Genomic DNA, 19,263 nt, shown 5'->3' on the forward strand with positions numbered 1-19,263 from the left:
CATCGCAATCCCCCTCGTCCGATCCAGTAGGCCCAAGTCAAGACGCGAATACCTCGTCCACGGAATTCGCGAACACAAAGTTGTCGCTCCATGTCTCGATCAGTTCCAGGCTCGCTGAGTTCACCTTCTCGGTCACCCAGTCTGGTGTTTGGCCGAACTTGCGGCGCATCTGTTTCAGAAGCATGATTACGGCTTCTTCCTGACGGCCTTCTTCCTTGCCTCTCTTATGACCAATCCGTTCCACGCTCGTGATATAAGGCATCTTTTGGTTCTCCTCAAAGTTGGATAGATTTGTCCAGAATTGGTTGTCCAACTCTTCTGGCAGGCTCAGCACCCAGTCGATGAATCGAAAGAGATCAACGATCTGTTGGCGGTTGAAACCACGCTCGTACAGCATGCGCGTGATGCGCATTTTCTGCTGGAATCGCTCTGTCGGCTGGTTTTTGGTCTGTTTGCCGGTCAGATGTGCCAGAGTGACGATGGCAAACGGATTGGTGGATACTTCCAGGAGATCCATTCGAGACAGATAATCCAGCAATGTGGATGGAGCCCGTGCCTTACATGAAGCCAAACAGATCGGGGATAAGCGTCTCTTCCTCTGGAATCACCTTGACCATGGGGCGTCCCCGCCGGGTCACGATCAGTTCATCGTGCGCGTTGGCCACTTCATCCATCAGCTGAGGGCACCGGGCCTGGAAGTCTCCCGCCGGAATCTCGGACGACGAAATAGAAGTCATATAGGGTTCTCCATGCGCATCCTTCCTCAAGCTCAAGAGCAGGATAACCTGGACCTGGGGCGAAGGCAACGACGAATCCCGCGCCATCGAACATCTCGCGAACTGCCTGACGGAAGTACTCGGCTTGCGTGACGCATTCTTTTTCTTTCGGATACGGCGCGGATGCACTTGCCTTGCCCGAGGATCCACAGCAAACTTCACCGCAAGCAACCCGATTCCCGATGTCCGGGGGATTGGATCATCGTCATGCAATCTTGCAAGGGAGTTGACGGCAACATGTTGAAGGTCAATGAATACTTTGATGGAAAGGTGAAATCGATCGCCTTTCGGACCGCCACCCTTCCGGCGACCGTGGGGGTCATGGCGCCGGGGACCTATGAATTCGGCACCGCGCAACATGAAACCATGACCGTCATCAGCGGCGCATTGACCGTCAAATTGCCGGGGCGGGAAGAATGGCAAACCTTCACACCCAATCAATCCTTCGAAGTGGCGGCCCAACAAAAATTTCAACTCAAGGTTGACATCGATACCGCCTATCTGTGTACCTATGGTTCATAAGGTTGGATTGATCGATGTTCATCCGTCTGAACGGCCTCGAGAAGTGCTACCACGAAGGAGAACGAAAGGTGGCGGTGCTGCAACAACTCGATGCTGTTTTCAATGAAGGAGAAACCACCGCGATCATCGGTCGTTCGGGATCGGGAAAAACGACCCTCCTCAATCTTGTCAGCGGCATCGACCTTCCCGACAAGGGAACGGTACGGATCGGCGCGGTCGAGCTGACACGGATGGACGATGGACAACGCACCCTCTTTCGCCGTCACCGGATTGGCTTCATCTTCCAGTTTTTCAACCTGATTCCAACATTGACCGTCTTGGAAAACGTCCTGTTCCCGCTGCAACTGATCGGAAAGGGAGGTCCCCCCGGACAACGATGGGCCAGAACCCTCCTCGAACAGGTGGAGCTGGCCGACCGTGGCGATTCCTATCCCGACCGCCTCTCGGGCGGCGAGCGGCAACGGGTCGCCATCGCCCGGGCCCTGGTCCATCAACCCCACCTGCTCCTGGCCGATGAACCGACCGGCAACCTTGATCAGGAAACGGGTATCGCCGTCCTTCATTTGATGACGCAGCTTGTGCGCCAACATCGCCAGACCCTGATCATGGTCACCCACAGCATGCATTTCGCCCGCCAGGCCCAGCGCATCCTGACCATGGAGGGGGGACGGCTGCATGAATCAATTCTTCAGGAGGCGTTGTAGAATCAGACCGATCCCGGACCCATTGTCCCCATGATGTCAATGAACCGTCCCTTGCCACCACTCCTGATCCGTGCCGCCCTGCGTCATTTTCTCCGCCATCCCTGGATGACCGGCCTGGCCATTTTCGGCATCGCCCTCGGAGTGGCGGTGGTGACGGCAGTGGATCTGGCCAACGAAGGGGCGATGCGGGCCATGCGTCTGACCGTCTCCTCCCTCGGTGGAACCACGACCCACACCCTCTCGGGAACCACAACCGGACTGGACGAAAACCTGTTCGCGCCATTGCGCTGGTCCGCGGGGGTGGAACACGCCGCGCCCATCGTCGCAGGCACGGCACGATGGCACCGGTTTCCCGAAAAAACATTGAAAATCCTTGGGATCGATCCCATCGCCGAAATCCCGATCCGCCCGCGCCTGACGCAAAATATCCAGGGCCCACACCTGCATTCCCTTCTGACCGTTCCCGGCACCGCCCTTCTATCGACCGCAACCGCCACGCACATGGGCGTTGCCGTCGGCGACACGATTCCCCTTCTGCTCGGTGACCGGAAAAAAAACGTCACCCTCATCGGTCTGATCGATCCCGCCGACCCACACATACGCCAGGGATTGGCCGATACCGTCGTCATGGACATCGCCAGCGCCCAGGAACTGCTCGATTTTCAGGGGCGTCTCACACGAATCGACCTGGTGGCGACTCCGGGGATGTCCCCTCCCCCGGTGGTCCGCCCTCTTCACTGGATCCAAACCCGGCACCACGGAAACGCCCTCGAAGGGATGACCGAGGCCTTCCGGCGCAACCTGTCGGTCCTCGGACTCCTCGCCCTTCTGGTCGGAATGTTCATCATCTTCAATACCATCACCTTCTCCGTCGTCCGTCGCCGTCACCTCATCGGACTGTTACGCGCCCAGGGGGTGACGCGCAGGGAATTGATGCTGCAATTGTTTATCGACGGGCTCCTTCTGGGACTCCCCGGCACCCTCCTGGGGCTCCTTCTGGGCATCGCGCTTGGCAAGGGTCTCCTGGGACTGGTCGTCCAGACCATCAACGATCTTTATTTTTCACTGGAGGTCGTCCATTGGTCTCCCGAACCGCTGTCGCTGCTCAAGGGCGCCCTCCTCGGACTTGGCGCCACGGCAGTCGCGACCTGGCCTGCCGCCTGGGAAGCGGTCTCGATCCCCCCATCCATCGCCCTGACCCGTTCGGCCCTCGAACAATCGATGGGGACGGGCGTATCCCGGGCAGGTCGCTGGGGGGCGATTCTTCTCTTCGCGGGAGGGGCGATCCTGTGGCTTCCGGGAGAACACCTTGACGCCGGTTTCGCCGCCCTGGGGCTCATCATCCCTGGATCGGCACTGATGATCCCACGATTCATGACCGTTCTGGTCGCGGGTCTGCGTCCGATGGCACGCTACTTCGGCGAATGGAAACTGAACCTGGCCCTGGGGTCGATCCCCCGCAATCTGAGCCGGACCGGTGTCGCCATGGCCGCCCTGACCGTCGCCGTGGCGACCGCCATCGGCATGGGTATCCTGGTCGAAAGTTTCCGTGCCACCGTCGAGCGCTGGCTGAACGAAACGATCGCCTCCGACATCTACGTTTCCTCTGGTGAAACCTCCTCCGGGGCAGGGGTCGAAACGGGAACGCTCGATCCCGAGCTGATCCGGGCCCTTGCCGGCGTTCCGGGGGTTGCCAGCGTCGGCCTGGGACGGCGCCTCGCCCTGGAAACCCCGGAAGGGATGATCAACCTGTTCGTTCTCGATGTCGATCGGGAGCGCTTCCTGGATCGATGGTTTCTCGCGGGCGACCCGGAAACGCTCTGGCCCCGGTTTGCCAACGGAGACATCGTCCTGGTTTCCGAATCGTTCGCCTTTCGCCGCAAGGTGCGGCCTGGGAGCAACATCGACCTTCCGGCACCACAAGGACCTCATCCCATTGCGATCGGGGGAATCCTGGCCGATTACCGGTCCGATACCGCTTCCATCACCATCAGCCGTTCCCTCTTTGCCCGCCTTTGGGACGATGCCGCGATGGGCAGCATGGGCATCCGGATCGCCAGGGAGGCCAACCTTGACACGGTGATGGACCGGTTGTATCAGGCGGCAACACCTTGGCAACCGGTGGAAATTCAATCCAATCGCCGACTGCGCGAGGCCTCCCTGGAAATTTTCGACCGCACCTTCGCCGTGACCCGGGTATTGCGCCTGATCAGCATCGCCATCGCCTTTTTTGGCATCTGGACCGCCCTCATGGCCATTCAACTGGAACGAACCCGGGAACTGGCGGTCTTTCGCGCCCTGGGAATGACCCGTGGAGAACTGTTGCACATCAACCTGCTGGAAACGGCCCTCCTGGGTCTGGTCTCCGGAATCATCGCCATGCCGCTTGGATGGCTCCTGGGACTTCTTCTCGTCGAGGTGATCAACCATCGCTCCTTTGGTTGGAGCCTTGTCCTGGAGACCCGCCCCGGCCTGATCCTCCAGGCCATCGCCATCGCCCTTCCCGCCGCGCTCATGGCAGGGTTTTTCCCGTCGCGACACATGGCGGCGACCTCCCCCATGGAGGCCTTGCGTGAACTGGAATAGGTGGATCGTCGCCCTCTGCGTGATGGGTCTCGGATTTTTCTTCCTGCGCCAGGAGCCAAACGTCGCGCCCGCGCCCATCGTCAAATTTCTCGGAGAAGCGACCGATCCCGGCTTCGACCGACCCCTGGCGCCAAGGGAATTTCGTTTTCCCGAGGATCATGGCCCCCATGCCCGGTTCAAGCAGGAATGGTGGTACATGACGGGAAATCTGGCCACAAAACCTCAAGAACGCCGTTTTGGTTTCGAACTGACCCTGTTTCGCATCGCCCTTGCGCCGCAAGCAACGGCACGAACCTCCGCCTGGGGCAGTTCGCAGGTGATGATGGGACATTTTGCCCTGACCGACATCCAGGAACAACAATTCCATCATGGAGAGCGCTTTTCCCGTATCGCCCTCGACCTTGCGGGAGCGATCGCCGATCCGTTCCGGGTGTGGTTGGGAGATTGGTCGATCACCGCGACGGGAGGAACCCCGGAACGGCCCATTCTGCATCTGAAGGGGGGAGAAAAAAACATTCGGCTCGATCTGAACTTGGTCGCTCGCAAACCGGTGGTGTTGCAGGGACAGGACGGGCTGAGCCGGAAGGGTGATCGTCCGGGAAACGCCTCCTATTATTATTCCCTGCCGCGAATGGAAACCTCGGGGACGATCACCCTTGGGGAAGAACGGTTCGAGGTTTCCGGGTGGAGTTGGTTCGACCGGGAATGGAGCACCAACCCTCTCGACGAAAACCAGGAGGGCTGGGACTGGTTCGCCGTGCAACTCTCCGACGGCTGGGACCTGATGCTCTATCGAATGCGCGACAAAACAGGACGGTCGCAATCGACGAGCGGTGGAACCCTGATCGATCCCGAAGGTAAAACGACCGCCATCGACAACCAGCAGATGGACATCGTGCCCCATGATCACTGGCAAAGTCCCGTCACCGGCATCATCTATCCATCGGGCTGGTCACTGAAGATCGCCTCCCTGGGCATCGACCTGACGCTGATCCCGTGGAGCCGGGATCAGGAATTGAACCAAACCCTGATCCGCTATTGGGAAGGGGCGGTCCGGGTGCGGGGCGTCCATGGGACCAGGGAAGTTCAAGGCAACGGCTATGTCGAACTGGCCGGCTATCGTTGAGCGGAAGGGATTATGTCCCCGCGCCCGATTTCAGGGAATCATTCAGATCCCCTGGCAGTTACCACTCTTTGATCACCCACCCCGGATCAATCGAAAATAGTTTCCCGCAATTTCCGTCCAGTCCAGGTGACGGACGGAATCGAGCCCACCCTGACGACAGGCACGCTGGCATCCGGAATCGAAAAAAAGCGTATCCAGGGCAGAGGCAAGGGACTGGCAGTCTTCGATGTCGGCGAGGAAACCGTTTTCCCCCGAACGGATGCCATCGGCGGGCATCCCCACCCGGGTCGAGACCACGGGAACGCCCGAAGCCCAACATTCGGGCAACGCCTTGGGTCCCCCCTCGGCGCGGGAACCGATCAGATAGGCATCCAGGGCATGGTAGCAGGAGACGATTTCATGATAATCGTCGAGAAAACGATGCCGCCAGGAAATCCCCAATCGATCAAGCCCCTGCTTGACATACCCCCGCGCCGGTCCGGTCAGCAGAACCAGCAACCGTTCCCTGGGAATCCGCAATCGCGACAAGGTTTCCAGGAAGACATCGGGACCCTTGACCGGTTTGGGATGCAAACCATCGCCCCAACCCGATCCATCCTTCTGGAAGGAACCGATGCAAAAGGCCTCCTCGGGGATCCCCAGGTCGGCGCGGCAACGCTGTCTTTCCACCGCGGATGGGGGGCGAAAACGGGTCAGATCGACCCCGAGGGGAATGGTGACCAGTTTGTGCTCCGGAACACCACTGTCAGCAAGAACCTGCCGCGAAATGGAACAGCTCACCACCACCGCCACCATAGGATCGAGCGCCGCCGGCAACTGTCGAAACATGGCGCGCATGTTTTCATCGGGATCGTCCGGGTGTCCATGGAACCACGTCAGAAACAGCCTGTTGGACGGGTGCAAACGTTGCCTGGGACCGAAAAACCAGGGGTAGCGGTTGCCGAACAGGATGTCCTGATGGCGCAAATGCCAGGGCGTCGTGATGATGGGCACCTCATCGCCCAAAAGCTGGCTCATGCCGGTGGCGATGTAGTGGGCATCCCACTTGAACGACCAGTTGGCCGCATCGGTGACGAAATGAACCTGACGCCGCCGCCGTCCCCGCCATTCGTTGGCCAGCATGTGGCGAAAACGCCACCATCGTTCCCTGGAGATCGCTTTACCCATCACTCAAGTCCGCATGTTCCGTTCGCGGCGGGTGTCCAAGGAGTTCGGCACGTCCCCGCGCAGGATTCCGTCAAACAATTCAAGCTGCCCGCGGGTCGTCCGGTCCCAGGAAAACCGTTCGGCATACGCCCGGGTCGCGGACCGCTCGGGCATTGCAGCGCCAAGTCGGCCAAAAGCGGCCAGGAAGCCTGCCACCGAACGCTCCTCCATCAAGACCCCCGCCTCGGGCGCCGCCACCACCTCCGGCGTCCCCCAGACATTGGAGGCGATGACCGGCAGACCACAGGCCATCGCCTCCAGAAGCACATTGGCCCACCCTTCACGGGTACTGGCCAGCACCAGAATATCGGCGGCGGAATAGTGCATCGGCAACCGGGCTTGCGGTACCGGTCCGGCAAAACAAACCCGGTCGGCAACCCCCAGGTCCCGAGCCAGTCGTTTCAGGACGAGTTCGTTGTCATCCTCGAAGGTGCCGCCCCCCCCCGCCACCACCAGACGAACCCCAGGCAAAGAAGGCAGGGCACGAATGGGAATGTCATGCCCCTTGCGCCGTACCAGGTGCCCCACCGACAACAGAGTCGTTCCCTCGATGCCCAGCTCCCGCCGCGCCGCGTCGCGATCAAGGGGACGGAAAAGCTCCAGATCGACCCCATTGGGCAACACCCGAATATGCTCCTCGGGGATCCCCAGGGGAATCAGCGCCTGTTTGAGGGCGTTGCACACCGTGATCACTGCCTTGGCCTTGCGGCAAGCCCAGGCAATCATGCGCCGGGGAATACGATGGTTCGGAATCAGGGTGATGTCGGTACCTCGACCTGTCAGGACCACCGGTCGGTCAAACCATTGTCCCAGCAGTGCCGCGGCAACCCCGTCGGGGTAGAGAAAATGGGCATCGATCAGATCGATCGCGAATCCCTGACGAAGAATGTCGCCAACCGGACCGATCATGGCGGCGGCCATGGTCCAGGGGGTCAGGTTCATGCCAATTTTCGGAATCAGGGGAAAACGGGGGTGATCGATACGCAATCCATGGCGAAGATCGGTCCGTGGAACCCGCGCCAGCCCGGCATAGTTGCCAAACCGGGGATGGGTCGAGGGAAACCAGGCCACCGGAGCCAGAACCCGCACGCGCGCCTCACCGCTCGCCGCCACACGGCGGACGCGATGTTCCACGAAAAGACCATGGTTGGGCTGGCTGTCGTTGGGATAGAGGGTGGTGAAGGTGAGAATGTTCATGCCGTCAGGATACGGTCGCATCCGGATGCTGTAAAGTGGCGCACAACCGCAAACGATGATACGAAGCCATCGCCACGACCGTCAAAGGGTATGTGTCCATGATCCCCACATCGCTCCTGGGTTTCGCCGCCGCTTTTCTGACCACCTTCGCCCTGGTTCCCCAGGCGCTGCGTATCCTCAGGACCCGGGACACCCGGGCCATTTCCCTGGGAATGTACGTCATGTCGAGCCTGGGGGCCTTCCTGTGGGTCCTTTACGGCTGGATCCTGAACGCCTGGCCGATCGTCATCGCCAATTCGATCGCCTTTCTTCTTCTGCTCTTCATCCTGATGATGAAAATTCGTCTGGAATCGCGGCTGCGGGAAAAATCTTTATCGATACCGGTTCCACCCTTCTTGAAAAAGCGGTAAACGTGATTACCTGGAAACGGGTGACCGCCAGATCAATCGATCGATTGTCACTAATAATAATTCAGGAGAAAACGATGGAACGAGCGGGCCATCTGGGAACGGACCTGTCCACGGAGATCGGCAAGGTCCTGGTAGGACAGGAAGCGTTGGTGACACGACTGTTGATCGGTCTTTTGACCGGGGGACATATCCTGTTGGAAGGGATGCCGGGACTGGCCAAGACGATGACGGTTCGCGCCCTGGCCCAGGCGATCGACACCGGCTTTTCCCGCATCCAGTTCACCCCCGACATGCTCCCCGCCGATGTGGTGGGAACCGAGGTGTTCAATCCCAGGGAAGGGACCTACAGCGTCAAGAAGGGGCCGGTTTTCTCCAATCTGGTCCTGGCCGACGAAATCAACCGCGCCCCCGCCAAAGTGCAGTCGGCACTGCTGGAAGTGATGCAGGAACGCCAGGTGACCCTGGGTGGGACGACCTATCCCCTGGAGGAACCCTTTCTGGTCCTGGCGACCCAGAACCCCATCGAACAGGAGGGAACCTATCCCTTGCCAGAGGCGCAGCTTGACCGGTTCATGATGAAGGTCCGCGTTGGTTATCCGAGTCGCGACGAGGAGCGCAAAATCCTCGATCGGATGGCGGGTCATCAACCGCTGCCCCGGATTCGTCCCGTCACCCGCCCCGAGGAGATTGCCCGGGCGCGTCAGGGGGTCGAGGAGGTCTTCGTCGATGAAAAGGTTCGCGACTATATCGTCGATGTCGTGCGCGCCAGCCGCAATCCCAAGGAGGCGGGCATCGAGGGATTGGAGGGGATGATCGAATTCGGGGCCAGTCCGCGGGCGGGGATTGCCCTGATGCGGGCGGCCAAGGCCCAGGCGTTCCTTCAGGGACGCAACTATGCCACCCCTCATGATGTGAAAAGCCTGGTTCCCGATGTCTTGCGGCATCGGGTGCAGCCCAGTTATGAAGCCGAGGCCGAGGGGAAGGATGCCGATGGGTTGATCCAAAGAATCCTGGATTCAGTTCTGGTCCCATAGGGTGTGTTGACATAGAATAAAATTATTAAAAGGAAAAAGGGCGCGTAGAAAAAAATAATCAAAATAATAAAAAATAAAAACCTTGGAGGCTCTGCCTCCAAACCTCCGCCGGGGGGGATGATCCCCCCCGGACCCCCACAATAGGGAAAACCGCGCATGTTGACCAGTGAAATCATCCGCCGCGTCAAGGAAATCCAAATCCGCACCGGTCGTCCGGTGACCGATATTCTCGCGGGTGAATACATGTCGGTCTTCAAGGGAGGCGGCGTCGAATTCGATGAGGTCCGCCCCTATGTCCCCGGCGACGACATCCGGACCATCGATTGGAACGTCACCGCCCGCGCCGGACAACCCTTCGTCAAACGATTTCAGGAAGAACGGCAACGCTCCCTGCTGATGGTGGCGGACGTTTCCGCCTCGCAAAACTTCGGCTCCCACAACCGAAGCAAACGCGAAATCACCGCCGAATTGTGCGCACTCCTCGCCTTTTCCGCCATTCACAACGACGACAAGGTCGGTCTGCTCCTGTTTCACGACGGCATCGAACACTACATCCCCCCCCGACGCGGACAAACCCATGCCCTGCGCGTGGTACGCGAAGTCCTGGCCCATGGCCGCGACGACACCAGGGAAAACCCAGGACAACCCACCCGGCCAACACCCTGGCGTGATTTCATACGCCACCCCTCCCTCCTGCGCCAGGAATGGCGCCGCTGGCGCACCGGCACAAACGCATCCCCACCGCCAAACACCGACATCGCCCAGGCGATGGATTTCATGATGACGGTCAACAAACGCCGGGGCATCTGTTTTCTGATCAGTGACTTTTTCGCCCCCGAATTCGATCGGGCAGTGGCCGCGGCCAACCGGAAACACGACGTGATCGCCGTCCTCGTCAGCGATCCCCGGGAAGAGATCCTCCCCGACGTCGGACTGTTGACCTTGCAGGATGCGGAAACGGGGGAAATCCAGGTCGTGGATACCGGATCGCAGGCCTTTCGCGACGGCGTGGCGCGACAGGCCAGAGAACGAATCAGCGCCCTCGAAAAACGGTTCGGTTCCCTGGGAATCGATTGCATCCACGTCGATACCACGCACAATGTCGTCGATCCCCTGATCCATTTTTTCCGGATGCGCGAGCGGAGAATTCGCCGATGAACAACAGGTGGCGTCACCGGACGACCTTGGACTTGTTTCTTCCGATGCTGATGCTGCTCTGGGGCGGCCTGTCATCCGCCCATGGCGGAGAAACGACAGCCACGACAAAAAATGGACCGGTCTCGGCCCGGTTGATCCTGTCCCCGGAAAAATCGCGGCTGGGCGATCCGCTCACCCTGACCCTGGAGGTCACGGCGGAACCGGGAATCGAACTCCTGATGCCCGAATTCGGTCAATCCCTGGGACGGTTCATCATCGTCGCCTTCGCCCCTGGAGAAAAAATCGATCCGGATGGAAAAACCGTCTCCTGGCAACGCCATACCCTGCACCCATCGATGTCGGGCCGGCAGTTCATCCCGCCGCTGCTCATCGAATTCATCGACCGCCGTCCCGGTCATCCCCCCGCCCCGCCCGGAGAGGACGCCCATGAATTGATCACCGAACGTCTGGAATTCACGGTCGATCCGGTCGCGCCCCAGGATGCGGCGCTGGAACTGAAACCACCACCGCAACCATTGGCGCCAATCAAGACCTTGAACCCCGTCCCGTCGGGATGGCTCCTTCCCGGACTCTTGACGCTGGCTCTGTCTCTGGCGACACTCTGGATCGTCGCCCGACGACGACGGCGCACGACCACCATCCGCACCCCCTATGAAATCGCCCTGTTCCGCCTGCGACGGCTCAAGGGAGAACCACCACCGACCGCGGACGAAATGGATCCTTTCTTTGTGCGACTGTCGGCCATCATCCGCCATTATCTCGAAGATCGTTTTCGCATCCGCGCCCCGGAAAAGACGACCGAGGAATTCTTCGAGGCCGCAGGGCAATCACCCGAGCTTACGGCGGAACATCGGGGATTCCTGTTTCGATTTCTGGAGTTCTCCGACCAGGTCAAATTTGCCCGGCACCGGCCAACCCCGGATCATGTGTCCCAGGCGCTGCAAGCGGCGGAAGATTTTCTCCATCAGACGGGCCGAACGGAGGCGCCCCATGTTTGAGGGGATGTTTTCAGGTCTGGAATGGCGCGAACCCCTGGCCCTGCTGGTCATGGCGCTGGCCCCCTGGGTCTTCATGCGCTCGCGACGACCCACGGGCACGGTCGTCACTTCACACCTTGGACTGGTGAAGGGGGCGCGGCACGGGGCCTTGGTCGGGTGGATCGGGTTTCCGGGATTGTTGTCGGCCCTGGCACTGGTCTGCCTCGCCATCGCCCTGGCGGGACCGCGCACCGGCGATGAAACCTCCCGGATCCGTCGCGAGGGAATCGCCATCATGCTGGTCATCGACCGTTCCGGCTCCATGGACGCCCGCGATTTCGTCGCCCAGGATTACAGCGTCAGTCGCCTCGACGCCGTAAAAAAGGTCATCGCAACCTTCGTCAAGGGGGGCGAATCGGGTCCGGGACGGGGCAACGACCTGATCGGCATCGTCACCTTCGGCACCTATGCCGACAGCATTTCCCCCCTGACCCTGGACCATGACAATCTGTTGTCCATTCTCGATCAGGTCACGGTCGCCAATGAAAAATCGGAGGCGGCCACCGCCATCGGCGAAGGGGTTGGCCTGGCGGTCGAACGTCTGCGGCTTCTGGAACGCGATCCCTCCCAGGGACCGATCCGCTCCAAGGTCATCATTCTTCTCAGCGACGGGGTCAACAACGCAGGCGACCTCGATCCGCTGCACGCCGCCGACCTGGCCGCAAGCCTCGACATCCAGATTCATGCCATCGCCGCCGGGACCACCGGCAACGTCCCCATCCCCATGACCACCGCCGACGGTCAGCAACGGCTTGTCCGGCAATACATGGAAGTCGATGAAAAAACACTTGAGGCGATGGCGCAACGGACCCGGGGACGATTCTTTCACGCCGGCGACGCCCAGGAACTCGCCGAGACCTACCAGGCCATCGACCAATTGGAAAAAAGCGACATCGGCGAAATTCGTTATCTTCAGTATCGCGAACATTATCCCTACTTTGTCGCCGCCGCCATGGCGCTGATGGCGGTCGCGCTGCTGTTGAACGCCACCTTGTTGCGGAGGCTGCCATGAGCGAACCATCGTTCGCCCATCCGGAGGCGATCCATCTGCTCTGGGCCATCCTGGGGTTGATGACGGCCCTGTTCATTCTCGACCGCCGTGCCCGGCGACGGCTGTCCCTGGTGATCGCCCCGCCCCTTCAGACAGGACTTGTCTCGGGACCGGGCAGGGTTCGCCGAGGATTGGGATTGTTTTTCACCACCCTGACCCTGGTTTTTCTGACCATCGCCCTGATGCGACCCCAATGGGGAACCCACCAGGTCATCACGCCGCGCAGCGGCGCCAACCTCATGGTCTGCCTCGATGTTTCCAAATCGATGCTCGCGGAAGATGTCGCCCCCAACCGCCTGGAACGGGCCAAGGCGGAATTGCGTGATCTTCTGTCCCACCTGCACGGCCACCAGGTGGGACTGATCCTGTTCGCGGGACGGGCGACGGTGGTCTCCCCCCTGACGCCCGATTTCGGCTTTTTCCGCCTGGCCCTCGATCAGGCCGCCCCCAACAGCGTCTCCCGTGGCGGAACCCGTCTGGAGGAGCCGATCCGCAAGGCGATCGCCGGATTGAACGCGGATGCAGGAGTCTCCCGCTCGATTCTCCTCATCACCGACGGCGAGGACCAGGATTCCTTCCCCCTGGAGGCGGCCCACGCGGCGGCGGAACGTGGCATCCGCATCCTTGCCATCGGCTTCGGTGACGAAGCGGGAAGCGCCATCCCGATCACCGATCACAAAACCCGGACAAGCTCGCTCCTGCGCGATGCCAACGGCCAGGTGGTCAAAAGCAGGCTCGATGGCGACCTGTTGCGCCAGATCGCCCGGATCACCGATGGCGCCTACATCCCCGCGGGGACCGGCGTCCTCGATCTCAAGGCCATCCATGACCGGCACATCGCTCCCCTGACCCGGGGCGCGATCGATGGCACCCGGCGCACCGTCGGCAACGAGGTCTACCCGTGGGCCGTCCTGTCGGCCCTGGTTTCATTATTGGCCGCGGTGGCCACGACCTCGGGCCGGGGCGGACCCGATTCTCCGCCATGGATGAAACCGGCCCGAAACATCGGTCTTCTCCTCCTGGGCGTGTTTCTTTCCCTGCCGTCTGCGAACGCCGCCCCGGCAACGAAGTCCCAGGAAGGAAAAAACGCTCGGGAACAACAGACGACGGCGACCGGGAGCAACATCACACCCCAGGCCGCCAACGAAACAAAACGGACGGCACGGGAAGAGTACAATCTGGGATTGGTCCTCCTCGGGCAGAAGAATTACGACAGCGCCATGGAACACTTGACGAAGGGACGGGATCAGGCGGAAACCGATGGTACACTGCGACTCCGGGCAACCCATGCCCTGGGATGGGCCGAGGCGGAACGGGCAGCGACACAGGTCGCGGCGTCCCCCGAGGAGGCGTTGCGGGGAATTCATCGCGCCGCATCCTGGTTTCGCGAAGCCCTGGAACTCGATCCAACCCATGAGGAGAGCCGTTACAATCTGGAGATCGTGTCGCGGCGGGCACTGGCGTTGGCCGACGCGATGGCGACGACGGGCAAGAACGACATCGCGGCCCGTCTGGAGGCCCTGATCGTGGGCCAAAGGGCGCTTCTCGACCAGATGACACCGTTGATCGGCGAAGGTTCGCAAGAGGAAGAAACCTCCCCCGCCATGACCAGGGACCCGAAACTGAAACAATCCTTGCGCGACCTGGCGGCGGGCCAGCTTGAACTTCTGTCCCAGGGGGAAGATCTGGGATCGATGGCCACCCTGGAACAGGAAAACCTGAGCCGCAAGGGGGAAGGCACCCCCGATGACCGCCTGCGCCGACTGCGTCTGGAACGGATGTTGGCCGATCTGCACGAGGCCCGGGAACGAATGACACAGGGACGCGGCGCCCTGCGCCGCGGCGAGGGGATCCGCGCCTTTCGCAGGGCAACGGTGGCCCTTGCGCGGTTGAAGCAGGCCCGGGAGCGGTTGGCGGAATTGCCGTCCCGATTGGCCACCCTGTCCATGGACGCGGCGGAACTGGCGGGGCATACCCGGAGCGTTGCCCATCCCGAAGGGGAAAAGGATTCCCGCCCCCCCGGGTACACCACAACCTGGTTGCGGGAGGTCCAGGAAGTCCTGTCCGATCGGACCCGGGCGTTGCGGGAAGAGATCGCGACAGGATTGAATCGGGAGGAAACCGCATCGACGCCGACCCCACCCGTGACCAGGGAACCATCCTCCGCCAAAGCCGATGAGACATCGCATCATGATCAGACACACCTTCTCGAAAAGGCCCTCCCCCTGATCGACGGGGTGGCACGACATTTTGCCTCGGCCCAGGCCGCCCTGGGGACGGGAGAGACACGTCAGGCCCTGGAGCATCAGGAAATGGCCCTCCAGGGACTCGAAACGGCGCGGGCACTGTTTTTTTCCCTGGAGGATCTGATCGAGCGTTCCTGGCTGGAAGAGGAACGGATACGCCAACACCTTCGGGAAGATCCCTCCCTGGACAAAAACGCGCTCCCGTCCGCCATGACGTTGCAGGAGGCGAACATTGAACGGATGCGCCGGATCGGGGCCAGGATCGACGAAAGGCTGCGTCAGGCCCGGGCATCGGGCCCCCCCGGAACGGTCGGCACGGAACAACCCGCCGCGGACACCACGACGGCGAATGGCGTTCGGAACGAGGAGGTTCAACGGTTGGAACGGGCGAAAGAACTCGCGGCGCTCGCGAGCGAAAGGATGGATCAGGCGCGGCAGGATCTTCGCCTCATCCAGGATCGATCCGTCACCGCTCCTCTTGCCCCCATGGATCCGGGACCGGCACGGGTGCGGGTCGATGTGGCGGTGGCGATCCTGGACGAACTCAGGCAATTGTTTTTTTCGATCGTCCAACATTTGCAACGGACCGCGCAACGCCAGCAGGATCTGGCGGATGAAACCCGGGGGCTTGAACCGTTGACGGCGGAACCGGAAGAAAAACCCTTGAAAGAGCGCGCCGGACCGCTCGGAGAACGGCAACGGGGCCTGGCCCGGACCACGCACGCGATCCGGGAGTCCCTGGAAAAACAGCGTGATGCGATGTCATCCCCGCCCCAGCCATCCGCCCCGGCGATCCAGGGCGATCCCGGAAGCCCCGCGGAGAATCACCAGACATCTCCTCAAGCGGCACCCGCAAAAGCCGGTGGACCCCCCCCCACCTCCGCCCAGACCCCCGAGACGACCCGGACCGGAGACATTGAAAAACTGGGGAAGGCCATCGTCCAGGTGGACACGGCGGAAAAGGAGATGGAAAAAGCGGCCCTGTCCCTGGACAATCCGCGAAAACAACTGGAATCGGCCAGAGGTTCACAAGAGGCGGCGCTCGTGGCGCTGGCCGAGGCCCTTGCCTTGTTGTCCCCCCCGGACCAAAATGACCCGTCGAAAAACAAGGAAGGGATGGAAAAAGCGGGAGGGACAGCGACACATTCGGAAAACGGCGCGAAAGAGGCGGGTGACAAGGAGAAAAAGGGGGAAGAGGCCTCGGGACAGGAGCCTCGGCGACCGTCCCCCACCATGGAGGGAGAATCACCGCTATTGCAGGGGATCCGGGATCGGGAAGCGCTGCGACAACGGCAGAGGGGCGCTCGTGGAACCATGAAGTATGAACCGGTGGAGAAGGATTGGTGATGGTGATCCGGCGATGGCTGGTGGTGATGGGTTTTATCTGGCTGACCCTGGCCGCCCCAGCCCTGGGCCAGGAGGCGCAAATACGGTTGGAGGAAGGTCCCCATCAGACGGAAGTCCCGATTCGTATCGAAATCGTGGCCACCGGTTTCGCGGAGACGCCGGAACCCGAGGTCCGGGTTGCGGCCCCCCCCTGGGGACAGCTTGAACTGGTGGGGATCAGTCCCGAGGTCCGTTCGCAGGTCCAGATCGTCAATGGCCAGATGAGCCAGTGGAAAAGCGTCCGCTTTATTTTCCACTACCGCTTCATCGGCGACCGGACCGGAACGGTGACCCTGGGTCCCTTTCAGGTGGTGCAGGGGACGCATGAAGCCTTCACCACCCCCGTGACCCTGGAACTGGGGGAAATCCCGGTCGCGGGAAAGGATCAACGGATTGTATTGAGCCTGCCGGAAGAGGGCATTTATGTCGGACAAAGGGTTCCGGTCCGCCTGCAATGGTGGATCGAGGAATCGCTGGCGGAACGGCTGGTTGGACATGAAGCGCGGGTTCCCCTGTTCGAGATGACCGATCGATTGGCCTTCGAGGAGGTCAGGGAGGACAATCAAACCAACGCCCTGGTGATACACTCCCCTTCCGGCGCGAAAAAGTTTGCCGCCGATACCTCGCGGGGGACCTGGGAGGGGCGTTCATGGCTGGTGCTGACGGTCGATCGGATCATGATCGCGCTCAAGGAGGGGGATCTTGACATTCCGGGAACGAGTGTCATCCTGGAGGAGGGAATCCGCTGGCAGCGCACCTTTTTCGGTGAAAAAACCGCCACCCAGGTACGGCGGTTGCGGGTTGCCGACAGCCCAAGGACGCTTCACGTCAAACCGCTCCCCGAAGAGGGACGGCCTCGGGGATTTTCCGGGGCCATCGGCCAGGATTTTTCCCTGGAGGTGACGGCCCAACGTTCGGTGGTTCAGGCGGGAGATCCGATTCATCTGACCCTGACCCTCAAAGGAGAAGGGACGCTGACGATGGCGGGGCTGCCACCGCTCGACCGGGCGGATGGGGGCCTGCCGGTCGGGGATTTTCGCGTTCCGGAGGGCCATGTGGCGGGAATTGTCACCGACGGAGTCAAGAAATTCGAGATGACGGTCCGGGTGCTGCATGAAGGGGTCCGGGAAATTCCACCGCTTGCCTTTTCCTGGTTCGACCCGAAAAGCGGACGCTACGAAACCACCCACTCCCGTCCCATCGCCCTGTCGGTCAGCCCGGCGCGGCGGGTATCGGCGGCGGATGTGGAGCGTGGAGGAAGAACGGAGGGAGAACACCCCGACCGCTTGCCCGAGTCGGCCACCGATGCCGTGCCCGCGACCGTTCCGGAACAGCGGCATGAAACACCGACCGTCACACCCGAAACGCCCCCCGGTTCAACCTCCGTGAAGGAAGACGCCACCGCCGCCAACGGAAAGGGCCTGAACACGGAGACCTCCCCCTGGACCGGGGCCGATTTTGCCATCGAGCGACGGGTGGCGGTCCTCCAGGGAAAGACACCCACCGACCGGATCCTCCAGGGGGTGTGGATCGGAGGATACGGCGGTGGGGTGGTCTGTCTTGGATACGCCTTGTGGCGCTGGCGGCGCAATCGGGAAGATCCGATCAAGGCGCGGCGCCGGGCCATGCTCCGTCCCCTGGCCCTGGAGGTCACGCACGGCAAAACGCCCAAGGCCCTGGCCGACGCCTTGCGCCGCATGGCCATGGTCGCGACCGATTTTTCGCGCCCTGAACTGGATTCACTGCTCGAAGCATTGGACAACCTGGCCTATGCCCCGGGAACGGGAGAAAAAGACATTCCATCGGCACTGAAATCCCGGGCCGTGGCGTTTGCCAAACGGCTCATGGATGCGGCATCATGAACATTTTCAATCGGCGTGCGGATATGGCGGTCAAAAAGATACCGACATCAAAGTCAAAAACAAAATCCTGGGGCAATCCCCGTCATTCCCTGCCACGGTGGGCCCCCCTTTTTTCTTTCAATGGTTGGTTATTGTTGTTTCTTGTCGTCGTCCCCGCATGGGCGGGAACGGAGTCACGGTTGGATGAGGCCATCGGTCTGTATCTCAAGGCCCAGGAAGAACGGGATCCGTCCGCCCGTCGCGATGGTTTTCGTCAATCGGCCCGATTGTTCCGGGAACTGGCCGATGGGATGACCCCTCATGCCGCGCTGCACACCAATCTGGGGAATGCCGCCCTCCAGGGGGGCGATCTGGGTCAGGCGATTCTCGCCTTTCGCCGCGCCCTGGTATTGGATCCGGGACACGAACAGGCGCGAAACAATCTTCACCATGCCCGCGACACCCTCCCCCCGACGATCCCCCGTCCGGCGACGGATGACCTGGACCTCCTCCCGATACCGGGCATGAACATGCGCTCGACCACCGGACGGGCCGCGCTCGAAGGGATTCTTTTTTTCCTTGGCGCGGCCCTCGTCGCCATTGCGGTCCAGCGCAAAAGCGTTCGCACCCGTATCATCGCCCTGATCCCCTTTCTGCTCTGGATGACCCTGCTCCTCCACGAGACCATCCGCACCGCCCGGGAAAAAGACCACGCCGTCATCGTCCAGGAAGAAACCATCGGCCATGCCGCCGACTCGATCAATTCCCCGCCCGCCTTTCCCCAACCCCTGCCCGCCGGTACCGAGGTACGCATCCTCGAACGACGCCGCGACTGGATCCGCATCACCCTGGCCAACGGCGGCAGCGCCTGGATCCGCTCCTCCGACACAGCCCTCATCGACCACCATCGACCCGACCCCGAATGAAGCCAGAAAACATGTCCCCCCCGGCATCACATTCACCAGGAGCCCAGCGGAGGTCAC

The 19,263-nt window shown here is 61.4% G+C and carries 16 protein-coding genes; 12 read left to right on the top strand and 4 right to left on the bottom strand.

Going from position 1 to position 19,263, the window contains the following annotated elements; genetic code table 11:
• Positions 1-37: 37 nt before the first annotated feature.
• Entirely contained in the window at positions 38-517 is a 480-nt protein-coding gene (locus HQL76_11930; protein MBF0109875.1) for a DUF4351 domain-containing protein, read from the bottom strand.
• 40 nt (positions 518-557) lie between these two features.
• Positions 558-737, bottom strand: a complete 180-nt coding sequence (locus HQL76_11935; protein ID MBF0109876.1) for a type II toxin-antitoxin system Phd/YefM family antitoxin — start codon at positions 735-737, stop codon at positions 558-560.
• Between the two features lie 276 nt (positions 738-1,013).
• Between HQL76_11935 and HQL76_11940 the strand changes: the two genes are divergently transcribed.
• The 4 genes from HQL76_11940 to HQL76_11955 are packed head-to-tail and all read left to right on the top strand — an operon-like array spanning position 1,014 to position 5,714.
• Complete coding sequence (locus tag HQL76_11940) at positions 1,014-1,298, top strand: pyrimidine/purine nucleoside phosphorylase (GenBank protein ID MBF0109877.1); 285 nt, start codon at positions 1,014-1,016, stop codon at positions 1,296-1,298.
• Between the two features lie 14 nt (positions 1,299-1,312).
• On the top strand, positions 1,313-2,002 hold the full coding sequence (locus HQL76_11945) for an ABC transporter ATP-binding protein (GenBank protein ID MBF0109878.1): 690 nt from the start codon (positions 1,313-1,315) through the stop codon (positions 2,000-2,002).
• A 30-nt stretch (positions 2,003-2,032) separates the two neighbouring features.
• Positions 2,033-4,588 (top strand): ABC transporter permease, encoded by a 2,556-nt coding sequence (locus HQL76_11950; protein MBF0109879.1) that lies wholly within the window; start codon positions 2,033-2,035, stop codon positions 4,586-4,588.
• 22 nt (positions 4,589-4,610) lie between these two features.
• A complete protein-coding gene (locus HQL76_11955) occupies positions 4,611-5,714 on the top strand; it encodes a carotenoid 1,2-hydratase (protein MBF0109880.1) in 1,104 nt (367 codons plus the stop codon).
• A gap of 72 nt (positions 5,715-5,786) precedes the next feature.
• Here HQL76_11955 and HQL76_11960 read toward each other — a convergent pair whose 3' ends face one another.
• Together HQL76_11960 and HQL76_11965 are read right to left on the bottom strand one after the other, a co-directional pair.
• Positions 5,787-6,881, bottom strand: a complete 1,095-nt coding sequence (locus tag HQL76_11960; GenBank protein MBF0109881.1) for a glycosyltransferase family 4 protein — start codon at positions 6,879-6,881, stop codon at positions 5,787-5,789.
• A 3-nt stretch (positions 6,882-6,884) separates the two neighbouring features.
• Entirely contained in the window at positions 6,885-8,117 is a 1,233-nt protein-coding gene (locus HQL76_11965) for a glycosyltransferase (protein ID MBF0109882.1), read from the bottom strand.
• A gap of 98 nt (positions 8,118-8,215) precedes the next feature.
• Here HQL76_11965 and HQL76_11970 point away from each other — a divergent pair, with 98 nt between their 5' ends.
• From HQL76_11970 to HQL76_12005, 8 genes are all read left to right on the top strand, one after another.
• Positions 8,216-8,527: a SemiSWEET transporter gene (locus tag HQL76_11970; GenBank protein ID MBF0109883.1), complete on the top strand. Its 312-nt coding sequence runs from the start codon at positions 8,216-8,218 to the stop codon at positions 8,525-8,527.
• Positions 8,528-8,601: 74 nt separating this feature from the next.
• Positions 8,602-9,561: a MoxR family ATPase gene (locus tag HQL76_11975; GenBank protein ID MBF0109884.1), complete on the top strand. Its 960-nt coding sequence runs from the start codon at positions 8,602-8,604 to the stop codon at positions 9,559-9,561.
• A gap of 156 nt (positions 9,562-9,717) precedes the next feature.
• Positions 9,718-10,719, top strand: a complete 1,002-nt coding sequence (locus HQL76_11980; GenBank protein ID MBF0109885.1) for a DUF58 domain-containing protein — start codon at positions 9,718-9,720, stop codon at positions 10,717-10,719.
• The gene (locus tag HQL76_11985) at positions 10,716-11,717 is read left to right on the top strand and encodes a hypothetical protein (GenBank protein MBF0109886.1); all 1,002 of its coding nucleotides are present in this window, start codon (positions 10,716-10,718) and stop codon (positions 11,715-11,717) included. Before HQL76_11980 ends, HQL76_11985 begins: the two co-directional genes overlap by 4 nt.
• The gene (locus HQL76_11990) at positions 11,710-12,768 is read left to right on the top strand and encodes a VWA domain-containing protein (protein ID MBF0109887.1); all 1,059 of its coding nucleotides are present in this window, start codon (positions 11,710-11,712) and stop codon (positions 12,766-12,768) included. Before HQL76_11985 ends, HQL76_11990 begins: the two co-directional genes overlap by 8 nt.
• A complete protein-coding gene (locus tag HQL76_11995) occupies positions 12,765-16,400 on the top strand; it encodes a VWA domain-containing protein (protein MBF0109888.1) in 3,636 nt (1,211 codons plus the stop codon). Before HQL76_11990 ends, HQL76_11995 begins: the two co-directional genes overlap by 4 nt.
• On the top strand, positions 16,397-18,301 hold the full coding sequence (locus tag HQL76_12000) for a BatD family protein (protein ID MBF0109889.1): 1,905 nt from the start codon (positions 16,397-16,399) through the stop codon (positions 18,299-18,301). Before HQL76_11995 ends, HQL76_12000 begins: the two co-directional genes overlap by 4 nt.
• Entirely contained in the window at positions 18,298-19,206 is a 909-nt protein-coding gene (locus HQL76_12005; GenBank protein ID MBF0109890.1) for a tetratricopeptide repeat protein, read from the top strand. Before HQL76_12000 ends, HQL76_12005 begins: the two co-directional genes overlap by 4 nt.
• The last annotated feature ends 57 nt before the right edge of the window (positions 19,207-19,263 follow it).

It is taken from the genome of Magnetococcales bacterium, from assembly GCA_015228815.1.
GTDB lineage: Bacteria > Pseudomonadota > Magnetococcia > Magnetococcales > UBA8363 > UBA8363.